The sequence below is a fragment of the Vogesella sp. genome, assembly GCF_046297735.1.
Taxonomy (GTDB): Bacteria; Pseudomonadota; Gammaproteobacteria; order Burkholderiales; family Chromobacteriaceae; genus Vogesella; species Vogesella urethralis.
Map to the genome: position 1 here is coordinate 19,156 of NZ_JBKBHK010000025.1, position 13,973 is coordinate 33,128.

The window sequence follows — 13,973 nt, forward strand, 5'->3', positions numbered from 1 at the left end:
TACTTTGGATGCCATTCACGCCTGCTTGCCCTGGCAATCGGCGGTTTTGTTTTTGTGTTCTTTTGTGTTTTTCGTGGCCAACGGGTTTCAGGTTCTCTCTGCCTACCACTCCACGCCGGGCTGGGCGGCGATGCCGGCGGCGAAGGCGTGCTTCACCAGCGTCATGTCGGTAACAGTATCGGCGGCTTCCACCACCGCGTCCGGCACGCCACGGCCGGTGACGATCACGTGCTGGTGCAGCGGGCGCGCCAGGATGTCGTCCAGCACCTGCTCTACGTCCAGGTATTTGTATTTCAGCGCGATGTTCAGCTCGTCCAGTAGCACCAGGCCGATGGCCGGGTTTTGCAGCATCTCGCGCGCCTTGGCCCAGGCTTCGGCGGCGCGGGCCATGTCGCGGTCGCGGTCTTGCGTGTTCCAGGTGTAGCCCTCGCCCATGGCGTGGAACTGCACCTGCTCGGGGAAGCGGCGCAGGAAGCGTTCCTCGCCGGTTTCCATCGCGCCCTTGATGAACTGCACCACGCCAACCTGCATGTCGTGGCCCAGCGCGCGCATCACCATGCCCAGTCCGCTGGAGCTTTTGCCCTTGCCGTTGCCGGCGTTGACGATGAACACGCCACGGTGTTCGTCAGCGGCGGCAATGCGGGCGTCCATGATTGCTTTTTTGCGCGCCATGCGGGCGTTATGGCGCTCGCTGCGGCCTTGGTCGTCGGTGTGGCTCATGTGGGGTGTCCGGGTAAAAAGCAGGGGTGGCCTGCGTGGGTGATACGGGTAAGGGGGTAGCCCAGCACGTCGCCCAGCGCGTGGGCGTCCAGCTGGGCAATCGGGTAGCGGGCGGCGTTGCCGGCGCCATCCAGCAGCAGGGCATGGCTGGCGACGGCAGGGGAAAATTGCAGGTCGTGGCTGACCAGCAGCACAGCTTTGCCGTCGGCCTGCCAGCGGCGGATCTGCGCTTGCAGCGCGGCCTGGTGGGCCAGGTCCAACGCGTTGGTGGGTTCGTCCAGCAGCAGCAGCGGGCTGTCCTGCATCATTACACTGGCCAGGGCCACGCGCTGGCGTTCCCCGCCGGACAGCGCCTGCAGCGGGCGGTGGGCGAGGCGTGCCAGGTCGAAGGCGTCCAGCGCCGCGGCCAGCCGGGCCGGGTTGCGGCCGTCGTCCGGCCACGGAAAACGGGCGGCGGCGACGGCGTCAGCCACCGCGTAGTCGAACGCGTCGTGGCTGGCTTGCGGCAGCAGCGCCAGGCGCTGGGCGCGCAGGCGCGGTGCGGTGGCAGTCAAAGGTTGGCCGCACAGTGTGATGCGGCCCGCTGCCGGCGCGCGCAGCCCGGCCAGCGTGGCCAGCAGCGTGCTTTTGCCGCAGCCGTTGCGGCCGGCGATCCACCACACTTCGCCGGCGTGTACTTGCCAGTCCAGTTGATGCAGCAGGTGGCGTTGGCCTTGCAGAATGCCCAGATTATCGGTGTGCAGCATCATGCCAGCCTCCGGCGCGCGCGCGACAGCTGCCAGAACAGCACCGGTACGCCCAGCAGCGCGGTGAGAATGCCCACCGGCAGCTGCATCGGGGCGACAACGGTGCGCGCCAGCGTATCGGCCAGCACCAGCAGCGTGGCGCCGGTGAGGATGCTGGCGGGCAGCAAGTGGCGCAGGTGCGGCCCGCATACCAGACGGCAGGCGTGCGGCACCATCAGGCCAACGAAACCGATGCTGCCGCCCTGGCTGACTGCGGTGGCGGTGAGCGTGGCCGACAGCAGCAACAGCAAGCGGCGCAGGCCGGCCAGCGGCACGCCCAGCGTGGCGGCGTGGTCGCCGTGCAGCGCCAGCAGGTTGATGGCGGGCGCCTGCCACCAGGCCAGCAGCATGGCCGGCAGCAGCACCAGCCACGGCCACGGCCGCAGCGGCGTGCCGGACAAGTCCCCCACCAGCCAGAACACCATGCCGCGCAGCTGGTTGTCCTGCGCGATGGTCAGCAATAGCGAGATCACCGCGCCGCAGGCGGTAGACAGCAGCGCGCCGGTCAGCAGCAACAACACGGTGCCGCTGCTGCGGCCAAAGTCGCGCCGCGCCAGCCAGAACAGCACGCCAGACAGCCCCAGCGCGCCGACAACGGCAGCGAGGTCTACTTGCCACACCGCCAGCCCCAGCCACAGCGCGGTGAGCGCACCCACCGAAGCGCCGCCGGATACGCCCATCACGTAGGGGTCGGCCAGCGGGTTGCGCAGCAGCGATTGCATCAGCAGGCCGGCCAGCGCCAGCGCGGCGCCGGTAATCCAGGCGGTGAGGGCGCGCTCCAGCCGCAGCTGCAGCAGGGTGCCGGACAGCGCATCGCCATGGCCCAGCAGCGCTTGCCACAACTGGCTGGCACTCAGCGACACGCTGCCGCTGGCGCAGGCCAGCAGCACCACGCCGGCACTGATGGCGGCCAACAGCGGCAATAACAGGGCAGGGGGCAGCACCGCGCGGCTGGCCGGTGATGCAACGGTAACGGACATAAGGAGAGCCGGATGGCGGCGAAGGGCAGGCGGGCAGATGGCTGGCCGCATGCCGCCCTCCGCAGCATGGTTGTTCGGTGCGGCCAACAGGGTGGCCGCGCACAGCTTGCCGTGGCCGGTATCCGGGCTGGTTTCGCCGCAGGCCCGCCTTCCCGTACCGGCAGGTACAGTGGCGCAGGGGCCGGGCAGCTGCGCGGGGCAGCCTGAAAGAAACACACCGTTGCGGGGGCAGCACAGCTGACGCTGTTTCCCGTTTAACCCGCCGGCTAACACCGGCAGGCACCAAGGCAGGCAGCGATTTTAGCAGAAGGCCTACCGACTGCCGGGCTTGTTTATATTGCCGTGAGAAATAAAAAAACAATAAAACAGTATTTTTGGAAATAAAGCGCGCCTGCTATGGTGACGGCATGACATTGCGGAGCCTCACCATGGCGCACGATCTTTCCGGTTTCGACTTCATCATCCAGCCGGGCTGGAACAACTCCGGCCCCGAGCACTGGCAGAGCCACTGGCAGCAGCTGCTGGGCGCGCAGCGCGTGGCCAACCACGAGTGGCACGCGCCGCAGCTGGACGACTGGCTGGCCGCGCTGGATGCAGCGGTCAACGCCGCCCGCCAGCCGGTGGTGGTGATTGCGCATAGCCTGGGCTGTGCCACGGTGGCGCACTACGCGGCACGCTACGGTAACAAGCTGGCCGGCGCGCTGCTGGTGGCGCCGGCCGATGTGGAGCGCGCCAGCGCCCCGGCCCAGCTGCAACCGTTTGCGCCGCTGCCGCAGGCGGCGCTGCCGTTTGCCGCCCGCGTGGTGGCCAGCGACAGCGACCCGTTCAGCCTGCCGCTGCGCAGCGCGCGCATGGCGGCACTGTGGCAGGCGCCGCTGGCGTGGCTGCGCGGTGCCGGCCATATCAATGTGGCGTCCGGCCATACGCAGTGGGAAGACGGCCTGGCCGAGCTGGCCGCCTTGCTGGCCAGCATCCGCACCACGCAGCAGGCGGCACGCAGCGCCTGAGCGCGGCGATTTGCCGCCTGCGGCATAGTGTCGCACCGCCTTGTGGCGGCTGCGGCCAACCCTAACAATGCCGGCCTTCCCTCATTGAAAGTACGACGATGGCCGTCATTGCCGACAAGAAAACCCCCCGTTACTACACGGTGGCCTGGCGCTGGCATTTCTATGCCGGCCTGCTGGTGGCACCGTTCATGATCATGCTGGCCATCACCGGCATGGTGTACCTGTTCAAGCCGCAGCTGGACCAACTGATGTACGGCAGCCTGCTGACGGTACCGGCCGCCAGCACCCCGGCTCACCCGGCCGACCACCTGGTGGCGGCGGTGAAGGCGCAGTACCCGGGCGCCAGCGTGCTGCGTTACCAGCCGCCGGCGGCAGCCGACGCCAGCGCCAAGGTGATTATCAAGACCGCCGAGGCCAAGCTCGGTGTGTACGTTGACCCGTACCAGGGCACCGTGCTGGGCGCGCTGGACGAGAACAACAACCTGCAAGCCATCATGCTGAAACTGCACGGTGAGCTGTTGATCGGCAAGCAGGGCGACTTGCTGGTGGAGCTGGCCACCAGCTGGGCGCTGGTGCTGCTGGTGTCCGGCCTGTACCTGTGGTGGCCGCGCGGGCGCGGCAAGCTGGCGGTGTTCTGGCCGCGCTTTAGCGCCGGCGGCCGGGCCTTCTGGCGTGATATCCACGCCGTTACCGGTTTCTGGAGCGCCATCTTCCTGCTGTTCATGCTGCTGTCCGGCCTGACCTGGACCGGCTACTGGGGCGAGAAGTTTGCCGCGGTGTGGAGCCAGTTCCCGGCGCAGATGTGGGACGACGTGCCCAAGTCCGACAAAAAGGCCATCAGCCTGAACAGCACCGCCGAAAAAATCGTACCGTGGGCGGTAGAGCCCAGCCCGCTGCCCAAATCCACCGACCCGCACGCCGCGCACAAAGGCGCCGCACCGCAAGCGGCCACGCCGCAGATTCCGCTGCAGCAGGTGGTGGACACCGCTAACGCCCGTGGTGTGGTGCCCGGCTATAACATCGCGCTGCCGGACGGCGACGAAGGCGTGTTTACCGTGTCGGTGTTCCCCGACGACCCGCGCAACGAAGCCACGCTGCACATCGACCAGTACAGCGGCAAGGTGCTGGCCGATATCCGCTTCAAGGATTACGCGCTGGTACCCAAGGTGGTGGAGTTCGGCGTGGTGATCCACGAGGGCAAATTCTTTGGCCTGGCCAACCAGCTGCTGATGGCGGCCATCTGCCTGCTGGTGCTGCTGGGCAGCGTCAGCGGCATCATCATGTGGTGGCAGCGCAAGCCGGCCGGCCGCCTGGGTGCGCCCACCGACGCACCGGACACGCCGCTGTGGAAAGGCGCGCTGCTGATCATGCTGGCGCTGGGGCTGGCCTTCCCGCTGGTAGGTGCCTCGTTTGTCGCCATCCTGCTGCTGGACTGGCTGCTGCTGCGCCGCCTGCCGGCGCTGGCCTTCCTGCGCTAAGCCTGCTACACCGCCCGAACGGGCTTGCGGCCAACCCCCTCGCCAGCCATGGCAGGGGGTTGTTTCATGGTGGCCTGAGCTGGCGCAAGGCCGGGGCTGGCCGTCAGCGGCCAAGGCTGGCTAAGATGCAGGCTGGATTGTTTCGAGGTTTTGCCATGCATCTGCTGGCTTTTGTCGATCACGTCGAGAGCGACATCATCACCCCGGCGCTGGACCGCCGTTTCGGCATTCATCAGGTCAGCCTGCTGTGCCCACGCAGCGCGCTGGGCCTGGCCACCGATATCGCCGGCGTCTGCCGCAGCCAGCACCTGGCGGTGACGGTAGTCACCGTGCCGCCCGATAGCCAGCCGCTGGCCTTGCGCCAGCAGTTGGCCGCGCTGGCGCAGGGCGCGGTGGCGTTCAATATCAGCGCTGCCTCGCCGGTGCAGGCGGCGCTGGCCTACGACCTGGCGCGCGAGCGCCACTTGCCGCTGATGAGCGTGGAGCCGCATACCGACCGCCTGATCTGGCTGCTGGGCGGCGAGCACACCCGCGTGCACAGCGGTAGCGACATTGCCGACGGCCTGACGCTGGAAGCGTACTTTGCGCTGTACGGCAGCCGCATCGAGCATGTGCATTACCGGCTGAGCCAGCGTCATGCCCGGCTGGAAGCGCTGGCTGCGTGCCTGGCCGAACTGGCGGTGGCGCGGCCGCAGGCACTGTCGCTGCTGAACCGGCTGTGCAACGAGCTGGACGCGCGCCAGTTCAGCCGCCGGCCGTTGCCGCGTGGCGAGCGGGCGCTACGCGCGTGGTTGGATGGCTGCGGCCTGGTCAGCTTCGACCCGCTGGGCCATATGCGCTGCCAGGACGCGTCGGCGCGCTTTTTTCTGGGCGGGGGCTGGCTGGAAGTGTGGCTGCTGGCCGAGGTGGCCAGCCTGCTGCCAGCCTTGCCAATCAGCGACGCGGCGGTGGGGGTGAAGATCAACCACGACGACGTGGCCAACGAATACGACGTGGCGGTGCTGTGTAACAACCGCCTGTTTCTGGTGGAGTGCAAGACCACGGCGCCCACCTCGCTGCACCATCGTGGCGTCGGCCTCGACAACCTGTTCAAGCTCGATAGCGCCGCCAGCCTGGGCGGCCTGCACGCCCGCGCCATGCTGGCCACGCTGTACCCGCCCACCGACAGCGAAATCGCCCGTGCCGAGGCGCAGGGCATTGCCTTGCTGTACGGCAGCATGCTGTTGCAAGCACGGCAGACTGTGCGCCAGTGGCTACAAAGCTGACACAAGATGCCTTATTTGGCTGACATTTATTTGCATTGTTATAAAAACAGGCGGTTGATTCGCTATCATTAATCAAATAATGAACGCCGGTTCCACCTGATGGAAGTAAAACACCCTGCTGTTTGTCTGCCCGATTCAGGGCGACGCCATTGTTTGCTGGCGACGTTGGCCGTACTGGGCAGCCCGCTGCTCACCGCCTGTAACACGCCGGAGCCGCTACTGCGCATTGGCAGCAATGGCTGGCCTGGCTATCAGTTTTTGTCCTGGGCGGCCGATAGTGGCGTGCTGTCGCCGCAGCAGATACGGCTGTTGCGCATCAGCTCCACCACCTTGGCCATGCGCGCTCTCAGTGCAGGCATGCTCGATGGCGCCTGTCTGACGCTGGACGAGGTGATGACCTCGCTGTCGGAAGGCATTCCGTTGAAGGTGGTGGCGGTGCTGGACGTCTCGAATGGTGCTGACGCAGTGTTGGGTGGCGATAGTGTCACTAGCCTGGCGCAGCTGGCAGGCAAGCGTATCGGGGTGGAGGGGAATGCGGTAGGGGCTGTCATGCTGGATGCGCTGCTACAGCGCGCGGGTTTGCAGCATGATCAGGTTATGGTGGTGCCATTGCTGCTGGATCAGCACGAAGCCGCGTTTGAGCGAGGTGATGTCGATGTGCTGGTTACCATGGAACCACAGGCTAGCCGCTTGCGAGCACGCGGCGCCAGCGAGCTGTTCAGCAGCGCCGACATTCCTGGTCGCATTGTCGATGTCCTGGCGGTGCATGAACAAGTGCTGGGCCGATCGCGCCGAGCAGTGCAAGCATTGGTAGACGGCCACTTTGCCATGCTGCAGCGCTACAGCCGGGAAGAGCAAGCCGGCAAGGCCTATATGGCCAGCCAGCTGGGTGTGTCGCATGCCGAACTGCAGACCATCTTTGCCGGCATGCATCTGCCTGGCCGCGCCGAGAACCAGCGCTGGCTGACAGGCCGGCTGGATCAGGAGGCACGTAACCTGACCAGCGTGATGCGTCGAGCCGGCCTGTTGCCGCGGCCGGTGACACAGGGGCAGCTGTCGGTGCCCGATTTTGTCGAAGGGGCATAGCATGCGTTACTCCTTGCGGATGCTGCTGCCGTTGGTTGTAACGCTGTTTTTGCTGCTCACCATGATCGGTGCTTACGGCGTGGCTGAACAGGGCCGCCGCCAGCAGGCCTTTCGTGATGTCAGCCTGACCGCGCAAAAAGATGCAGCACACCTGTTGCAGGAGCTGGACCGCGCTTCGGCCAGCCAGATCAACGACAGCATCATGTTGCTGGCTACCGACGCCAGACTATCGCGCTTGGTGGTTGCCAATGAGTGGCGGCAAATCGCCTACGCCAGCAACCCGAGCTTGCTGGGGCGTGCGCTGGATACGCTGGACAACGTACCGGATGGCCTGCTAGCCCAGGCTGCCCGGCACAGCCTGGCGGTGCTGCACCCCGAGCAAGACACCTTACGTCTGCACCTGGCCGTTTCGGTGCCCCGCGACCAGCGCCATCTGCTGCCTGCCACTCAGCGCGGCATGCTGTTGATCACTTACGACCTCAACCAGCAAATGGCGATGGAGCGCAGCAAGCTGAGGGGCAGTTTCGTGCTGCCGGGGCTGATGCTGGTGGCGCTATTGCTGGTGCTGTATTTACTGATCTGGCTGTACGTAGCCCGCCCGCTAGCCAATCTGCAGGCAGCGGCCTTGCAGTTGGCCGCCAACGGCCATGCGCCGCTACTGCCGCCGCAAGGTTTGCGTGAAACCCGGGCGGTATGTGAAGCATTCAACACCATGCAGCAGCGGCTGCAGCAGATGCTGGCGGAATTGGCCGAACGCGAACGCAGCGCGCGCCAACTGGCGCTGGAGCAGGAGGCCTTGTTGCAGGCCAGCCCAGATTTACTGTTTGAACTGAGCGCCGATGGCCGATACCTGCAGGTGTGGTCGCATACTGCCAGCGACAAGCTGGTGTCGCCGCGTGACCGGCTACTGGGCAAGCACCTGCGTGACGCCATGCCGCCCGCACAAGAGGCGGTGGTGCGGCAGGTTATTCTGGAGGCGCTACGCGATGGCGAGTCGTTCGGGCGTCAGATCATGCTGTCATTGCCGGACGGCGAGCACTGGTTCGAGCTGTCGGCAGCGCGCAAGCTGTCGCCGGGTGGCAATGAAAGCTGCATCATGGTGTCGCGCGATGTCACCCAGCGCCGTCGCGACGAAGAGGCCCTGGCCTTGTGGGCCAGGGTAATGGCCGCCGCCCATAATGGCATCCTGATCACCGACGGCCAGCAGCGCATCATCCAGGTCAATGCCGCGTTTACCCGTATTACCGGCTACACGCTGGACGAAGTGCGTGGCCTGCGCCCCAGCGTGCTGTCGTCTGGCCGCCACGACGCGGCTTTTTACCAGCGTATCTGGCAAGAAATCGAAGCCAACGGCCACTGGCAGGGCGAAATCTGGAACCGGCGCAAAGATGGCGTGATTTTCCCCGAGTGGCAGTCCATTTCCTGCGTGCATGGCGACGATGGCAAGATCAGCCATTACATCAGTGTATTCAGCGATATCAGCAGCCAGAAAGAAACCGAAGAGTACATCCGCCGCCTGGCGTACTACGACAACCTGACCGGCCTGGCCAACCGTGCCTTGCTGGGCGACCACGCCGCGCAAGCACTGACCATGCTGCGCGCACATCACACCACGCTGGCGCTGATGTTCATCGACCTGGACCGTTTCAAGAACATCAACGATACGCTGGGTCACAGCGTGGGCGACTTGCTGCTGCAGGAGGTTGGCCGCAGGCTGGCCGGCCTGGTGCGCGAGCGCGATACGCTGTCGCGCCTGGGGGGTGACGAGTTCATCGTGCTGCTGCCGGAAACCGGCGAAGCCGAAGCCGCGCACTGGGCCGAGCAAGTGGTGGCCGAGTTGTCGCGCCCGTATCAGATTGCCGGCTACGACATGGTGGTGACGCCATCCATCGGCATTGCCATGGCGCCCACCGACGGTGACACGCTGGAAGAGCTGCTGCGCAGTGCCGACGCTGCCATGTACCGCGCCAAGGACGAAGGCCGCAACGGGTTCCGCTTCTTTGCCAGCCACATGCAGCAGCGCACGGTCAACCGTTTGCGACTGGAGGCCGACTTGCGCAACGCCATCAGCCAGGGCGAGCTGCTGCTGCACTACCAGCCGCAATGCACGCTGGACGGGCAACTGGTGGGCGTGGAAGCGCTGGTGCGCTGGCAGCATCCGGCGCTGGGCATGATTGCGCCGGGCGAGTTCATTCCGCTGGCCGAAGAAAGCGGCCTGGTGGTGCCGCTGGGCAGCTGGGTAATGCACGAGGCCATCCGCCAGCTGGCGGCCTGGCGCGAGGCCGGCGTGGCGGTGCCGCAGGTGGCGGTCAACCTGTCGGCGCTGCAATTCCGCCAGCCGCAGCTGGTGCAGCAGGTACAGGATTGCCTGCAGCAGGCCGGCGTGCCAGCGGCGTGCCTGGAGCTGGAGCTGACCGAAAGCGTGGTGCTGAACGACCCGGACGAGGCGCTGGCACTGATGGAGCGCCTGCACGCGCTGGGTGTGCGCTTGTCGATCGACGACTTCGGCACTGGTTATTCGTCGCTGAACTACCTGCGCCGCTTCCCCATCGACCGCCTGAAGATCGACCGCAGCTTCATCCTGGACCTGGACAACGACCCGCGCGGCGCCGCCATTGTGGAGGCTATTGTCAGCCTGTCGCGCTCGCTGGGCTTTGTCACTATTGCCGAAGGGGTGGAAACCGCGCACCAGTTGGCGCAGCTGCGCCGGCTGCATTGCGACGAGGTGCAGGGTTACTACTATGCCCGCCCGATGCCGGCGCCACAGTTGGCCACATGGCTGCAGCAGCGCGCCGGCGAGGGCGTGCACCCTGCCTGAGCCGTCTGGCGCGGTGCGGCAGTGAAAAAGCCGCTCACTGGCAAGCGGGCGGCTTTTTTGTGACCAAAGTGCGATCAGGCGTCCAGGCCGTCCTGTACCAACTGGGCGGCGCGCACCACGGCGCGGGCCTTGTTCTGGGTTTCTTCCCATTCCGACTGCGGTACCGAATCGGCCACCACGCCGGCGCCGGACTGTACGTACAGCACCTCGTTCTTGATGACGGCGGTGCGGATGGCAATGGCCAGGTCCATGTCGCCGGTAAAGCCCAGGTAGCCGACGGCGCCACCGTACACGCCGCGCTTGGTGGGCTCGAACTCGTCGATGATTTCCATGGCGCGCACTTTCGGGGCGCCGGACAGCGTGCCGGCCGGGAAGGTGGCTTTCAGGATGTCGATATTGGACACCGCCGGCTTCACCGTACCTTCCACGCTGGACACGATGTGCATCACGTGCGAGTAGCGTTCGATCACCATATTGTCGGTGATCTTCACGCTGCCGGTGTCGGCCACGCGGCCAACGTCGTTGCGGCCCAGGTCCATCAGCATCACGTGTTCGGCGATTTCTTTCGGGTCGGCCAGCAGGTCTTCGGCCAGTGCCTGGTCTTCTTCGCGCGTTTTGCCGCGCGGGCGGGTGCCGGCGATGGGGCGCACGGTGACGGTGTCGTTCTCGCGGCGTACCAGGATCTCCGGCGAGGCGCCCACCACGTGGAAGTCGTCGAAGTGGTAGAAGAACATGTACGGCGACGGGTTCAGGCTGCGCAGCGCACGGTACAGCGACAGCGGCGAGTCGGTAAACGGCATGCTCATGCGCTGGGCCAGCACCACCTGCATGATGTCGCCGTCCAGGATGTAGTGCTTGGCGTTGGCCACGTCACGTTTGAACGCCTCTTCGCCGTACTCGCTTTGCGCGGTGGTCTGCGCCGACGGCAGCGACAGCGGGATGGCCACGTTGTCGCGCAGGCGGGCGCGCAGCTGCGCCAGGCGGGCGTTGGCCTTGGGCAGCGCGTTCGGCACCGCCGGGTCAGCATACACCACCAGGTACAGCTTGCCGGACAGGTTGTCCACCACCGCGAGCTCTTCGGACAGCATCAGCAGGATGTCGGGGGTGCCTACCGGGTCGGGCTTTTGCGTGGCGGCCAGGCGGCGTTCCACGTAGCGCACGGTGTCGTAGCCGAAGTAGCCCACCAGGCCGCCGGTAAAGCGCGGCAAGCCGGCGATGGGCGGGGTGTTGAAGCGCTGGCTGAACTCTTCGATGAAGGTCAGCGGGTTGCCCTCGTAGCGTTCGATTACCTTGTCGCCGTATTCCACCTGCACGCTGTGGCCTTGCACGCGGAGGCGGGTGGTGGCCGGCAGGCCGATGAAGGAGTAGCGGCCGGAGCGCTCGCCGCCTACCACCGATTCCAGCAGGTAGGAGTAGGGCTGGTTGGCCAGCTTCAGGTACACCGACAGCGGGGTGTCCAGGTCGGCGAACAGTTCGAGGGTAACGGGAATGCGGTTGTAGCCGGCCTGGGCCAGCTCGTTGAAGGCTTGCGGTGTCATGCTAGTGTCCAATGGTGTCAGTGCGGTCTTGAGGGAGGCGGCGAGGGGAGGACTAGCGTTGCCATCGCCAGCTGGCACGATTGGGCAGGAATTTCATGATGTAAGCAGGCTATCGGTTGGTTGGGTATGCAGGGCTATTGTGTCGCAAAAGCCGGCCGCCGTACAGGCGGCGCGGCAGTGCAGCATTACATGCGCACGTTGGCGTGCGGGTCGCCGGATTTTTTCAGCAGCGCAAACAGCTCGACCAGGCTATCCACGGTGAGGTCGGCGCCCAGCGTGGCTGCATCGCGGTAACCGTAGCTGACGGCCACCGCCAGCGCGCCGGCCTTGTTGGCGCACAGGATGTCGTTTTCCGAGTCGCCGACCATGATCATCTCTTGCGGCTTGACGTTCAGCACCGCCGCAGCGTGCAGCAGTGGCAGCGCCGACGGCTTTTTCTCCGGCAAGCTGTCGCCGCCCAGAATCATGCTGAAGGCGCTGTCGATGCCCAGCTCGGCCAGCAGCGGCACGGCCAGACGGTGCGATTTGTTGGTGATCACCACCAGCGGCAGCTCCAGGCTGCGCAGCAGGTTCAGCGCCTCTGCCACACCGGGGTACATGCGGGTGTGTACGGTCAGGTGGGCGTGGTAATGCTGGATGAACAGCGTGAAGCCCTTGGCCCACAGTGCCTCGTCGGCCTGGCCGTCCTTGTCGTCGGTCAGTGCGCGGTGCACCAGGCTGGCGACGCCGTCGCCGACGTGGCTTTTAATGCGCTCGGCGTCCAGTGGCGGCAGGTCCAGCGCTTGGCGCATGGCGTTGGCGCTGGCGGCCAGGTCGGCAATGGAGTCCACCAGGGTGCCGTCCAGGTCGAAGGCGATGGCTTTGATGTGTTTGAGGTTCATGGTTGTCGCGTAAGGCAGAGAGTCCAGCCATTGTACAGGATGGCACCCGGCCTTGTGCCGCCGGGCGGGCTTGTCTATCATCCCGACTTTCTTTTGTCATGCGGCTGCGCGCGCAGCCGGCCCGGAGATGCCCATGTTTACCCCCCGCCGTCTTGCCTTGTCCGTCATGCTCGCCGTTGCCCTCACCGGCTGCGCCACTGCGCCGCTGGACGGCAAGAGCGCCGACGCTGCGGCCATCTACACGCTGCAACACAACGCGATGGACAGCCGTTACAACTTCAGCGGCGATGTGCGTGTAGCCGAGCTGCAAGTGCCGGACGAGCTGGGCCGCCTGGCCGGCAAGGAGCTGGTGGGCGAGGTGGCGAAGTCGTTCAGCATGCAGGTAAGCGGCGCCATGGACCTGCCGGCCAACCGCATCGAGCTGGTGCCGACGTTGCGCTTTGCCCGCCCCAACCTGGAAAGCTGGGTGCGGGTGCCAATGCTGTTCGACATCGCGTCACTCACCGCCTGGGTAGACGCCTCTGCCGTGGATCTGGCCTTTCCGCAACTGAAGGGCAAGCTGATCAAGGTGAGCGCCCCGCAAGACAAAGTGGCCGACCTGCCGGTGCGCGCCATCCTGCGCGACATGCCGCTGATCATTGGCGAGGCCTACGCTGCGGTGGAAAAGAAAGCCTTCACCTTCCAGCCGCTGAGCGAGCAAGACCGCCAGCTGGGCGCCAGCTACCGCATCCGCCTGGCGCTGGACCCGGCGGCCGACGCCGCGCTCAGCCGCGACATGGCGAGCGGCATACTGCAGCGGGTGCAGCGTTACAGCCAGAACGACAAAGTGAAAAAGTTTGCGGCTGACATGCTGGCTGACGTGGAAAGCAGCCGCGAAGCGCTGCAATCCGATAGCCAGACCGATCTGTTGATCAGCCGTCAGGCGCAGCTGTTGGGTATGCAGGAACAGCGCACGCTGACGTTGCCCAAGGTGCCGGGGCTGCGCATCGTGGTGAAGTCGCAGCTGGCGATGAGCAATCACGGCCAGCCGGTCTTCACCCTGCGCCCGGATGCGGCCAACGAGCTGACGCCGGAGCAGCTGAAGGCGCCGGACTGGTTCACCCTGTTCGGCCGCGGTAGCGCGCAGGCCGATGACGAGGCTGCCGACGCCGTGACTGAACCGCCAGCCGACGCAGCCGCCGAGACGGTGCCGGCAGTGCCAGCCCAGCCGGCCGCCAAGGCGAAAGAACCTGCCAAGCCGCCGCTGAAAAAGCCGCGTCAATAAGTGCATCATCCAGTAAAAGCCGCCCGGTCAGGGTAATGCCAGTCAGTTAACGCTGACTGGCATTTTTCGTTGGATATTTGTGTGCCCTGTTCTTCACCACTCGCGGGCAATGTCGGTCTGGTCTGCGGGGTGGTAGGACAAACAGACTCGA

11 protein-coding genes and 1 riboswitch are annotated in these 13,973 nt (G+C 65.8%); of the genes, 6 read left to right on the plus strand and 5 right to left on the minus strand.

Annotated features, from left to right (window positions below; genetic code table 11):
• Window positions 1–102: 102 nt before the first annotated feature.
• Genes cobO through ACK4FZ_RS17115 form a run of 3 tightly spaced genes read right to left on the minus strand, consistent with a single transcriptional unit; the run spans window position 103 to window position 2,485 of the window.
• The gene (gene cobO / locus ACK4FZ_RS17105) at window positions 103–720 is read right to left on the minus strand and encodes a cob(I)yrinic acid a,c-diamide adenosyltransferase (protein WP_409823090.1); all 618 of its coding nucleotides are present in this window, start codon (window positions 718–720) and stop codon (window positions 103–105) included.
• Entirely contained in the window at window positions 717–1,469 is a 753-nt protein-coding gene (locus tag ACK4FZ_RS17110) for an ABC transporter ATP-binding protein (protein WP_409823093.1), read from the minus strand. Before ACK4FZ_RS17110 ends, cobO begins: the two co-directional genes overlap by 4 nt.
• Window positions 1,466–2,485, minus strand: coding sequence for a FecCD family ABC transporter permease (locus ACK4FZ_RS17115; protein WP_409823096.1), 1,020 nt, complete (start codon window positions 2,483–2,485; stop codon window positions 1,466–1,468). The genes ACK4FZ_RS17110 and ACK4FZ_RS17115 overlap by 4 nt, the downstream gene beginning before the upstream one ends.
• 95 nt (window positions 2,486–2,580) lie before the next feature.
• A riboswitch (cobalamin riboswitch) is annotated at window positions 2,581–2,787 on the minus strand.
• A 126-nt stretch (window positions 2,788–2,913) separates the two neighbouring features.
• On the opposite strand from ACK4FZ_RS17115, the gene ACK4FZ_RS17120 reads away from it, so the two are divergent.
• The 5 genes from ACK4FZ_RS17120 (at window position 2,914) to ACK4FZ_RS17140 (ending at window position 10,139) form a co-directional block, all read left to right on the plus strand.
• A complete protein-coding gene (locus ACK4FZ_RS17120; RefSeq protein ID WP_409823099.1) occupies window positions 2,914–3,492 on the plus strand; it encodes an RBBP9/YdeN family alpha/beta hydrolase in 579 nt (192 codons plus the stop codon).
• 98 nt (window positions 3,493–3,590) lie between these two features.
• Entirely contained in the window at window positions 3,591–4,970 is a 1,380-nt protein-coding gene (locus tag ACK4FZ_RS17125; RefSeq protein ID WP_409823102.1) for a PepSY-associated TM helix domain-containing protein, read from the plus strand.
• Window positions 4,971–5,125: 155 nt separating this feature from the next.
• Window positions 5,126–6,235, plus strand: coding sequence for a Card1-like endonuclease domain-containing protein (locus ACK4FZ_RS17130; protein WP_409823105.1), 1,110 nt, complete (start codon window positions 5,126–5,128; stop codon window positions 6,233–6,235).
• A gap of 99 nt (window positions 6,236–6,334) precedes the next feature.
• Entirely contained in the window at window positions 6,335–7,321 is a 987-nt protein-coding gene (locus ACK4FZ_RS17135) for an ABC transporter substrate-binding protein (protein ID WP_409823108.1), read from the plus strand.
• Window position 7,322: 1 nt separating this feature from the next.
• Window positions 7,323–10,139, plus strand: a complete 2,817-nt coding sequence (locus ACK4FZ_RS17140) for a putative bifunctional diguanylate cyclase/phosphodiesterase (RefSeq protein ID WP_409823111.1) — start codon at window positions 7,323–7,325, stop codon at window positions 10,137–10,139.
• Window positions 10,140–10,213: 74 nt separating this feature from the next.
• Here the strand turns inward: ACK4FZ_RS17140 and trpE are convergent, their stop codons facing one another.
• Both trpE and ACK4FZ_RS17150 read right to left on the minus strand, forming a co-directional pair.
• A complete protein-coding gene (gene trpE, locus ACK4FZ_RS17145) occupies window positions 10,214–11,677 on the minus strand; it encodes an anthranilate synthase component I (protein ID WP_409823113.1) in 1,464 nt (487 codons plus the stop codon).
• A gap of 185 nt (window positions 11,678–11,862) precedes the next feature.
• A complete protein-coding gene (locus tag ACK4FZ_RS17150) occupies window positions 11,863–12,558 on the minus strand; it encodes a phosphoglycolate phosphatase (protein WP_409823116.1) in 696 nt (231 codons plus the stop codon).
• A gap of 133 nt (window positions 12,559–12,691) precedes the next feature.
• Between ACK4FZ_RS17150 and ACK4FZ_RS17155 the strand changes: the two genes are divergently transcribed.
• Window positions 12,692–13,822, plus strand: a complete 1,131-nt coding sequence (locus tag ACK4FZ_RS17155; RefSeq protein ID WP_409823118.1) for a hypothetical protein — start codon at window positions 12,692–12,694, stop codon at window positions 13,820–13,822.
• Window positions 13,823–13,973 lie beyond the last annotated feature (151 nt).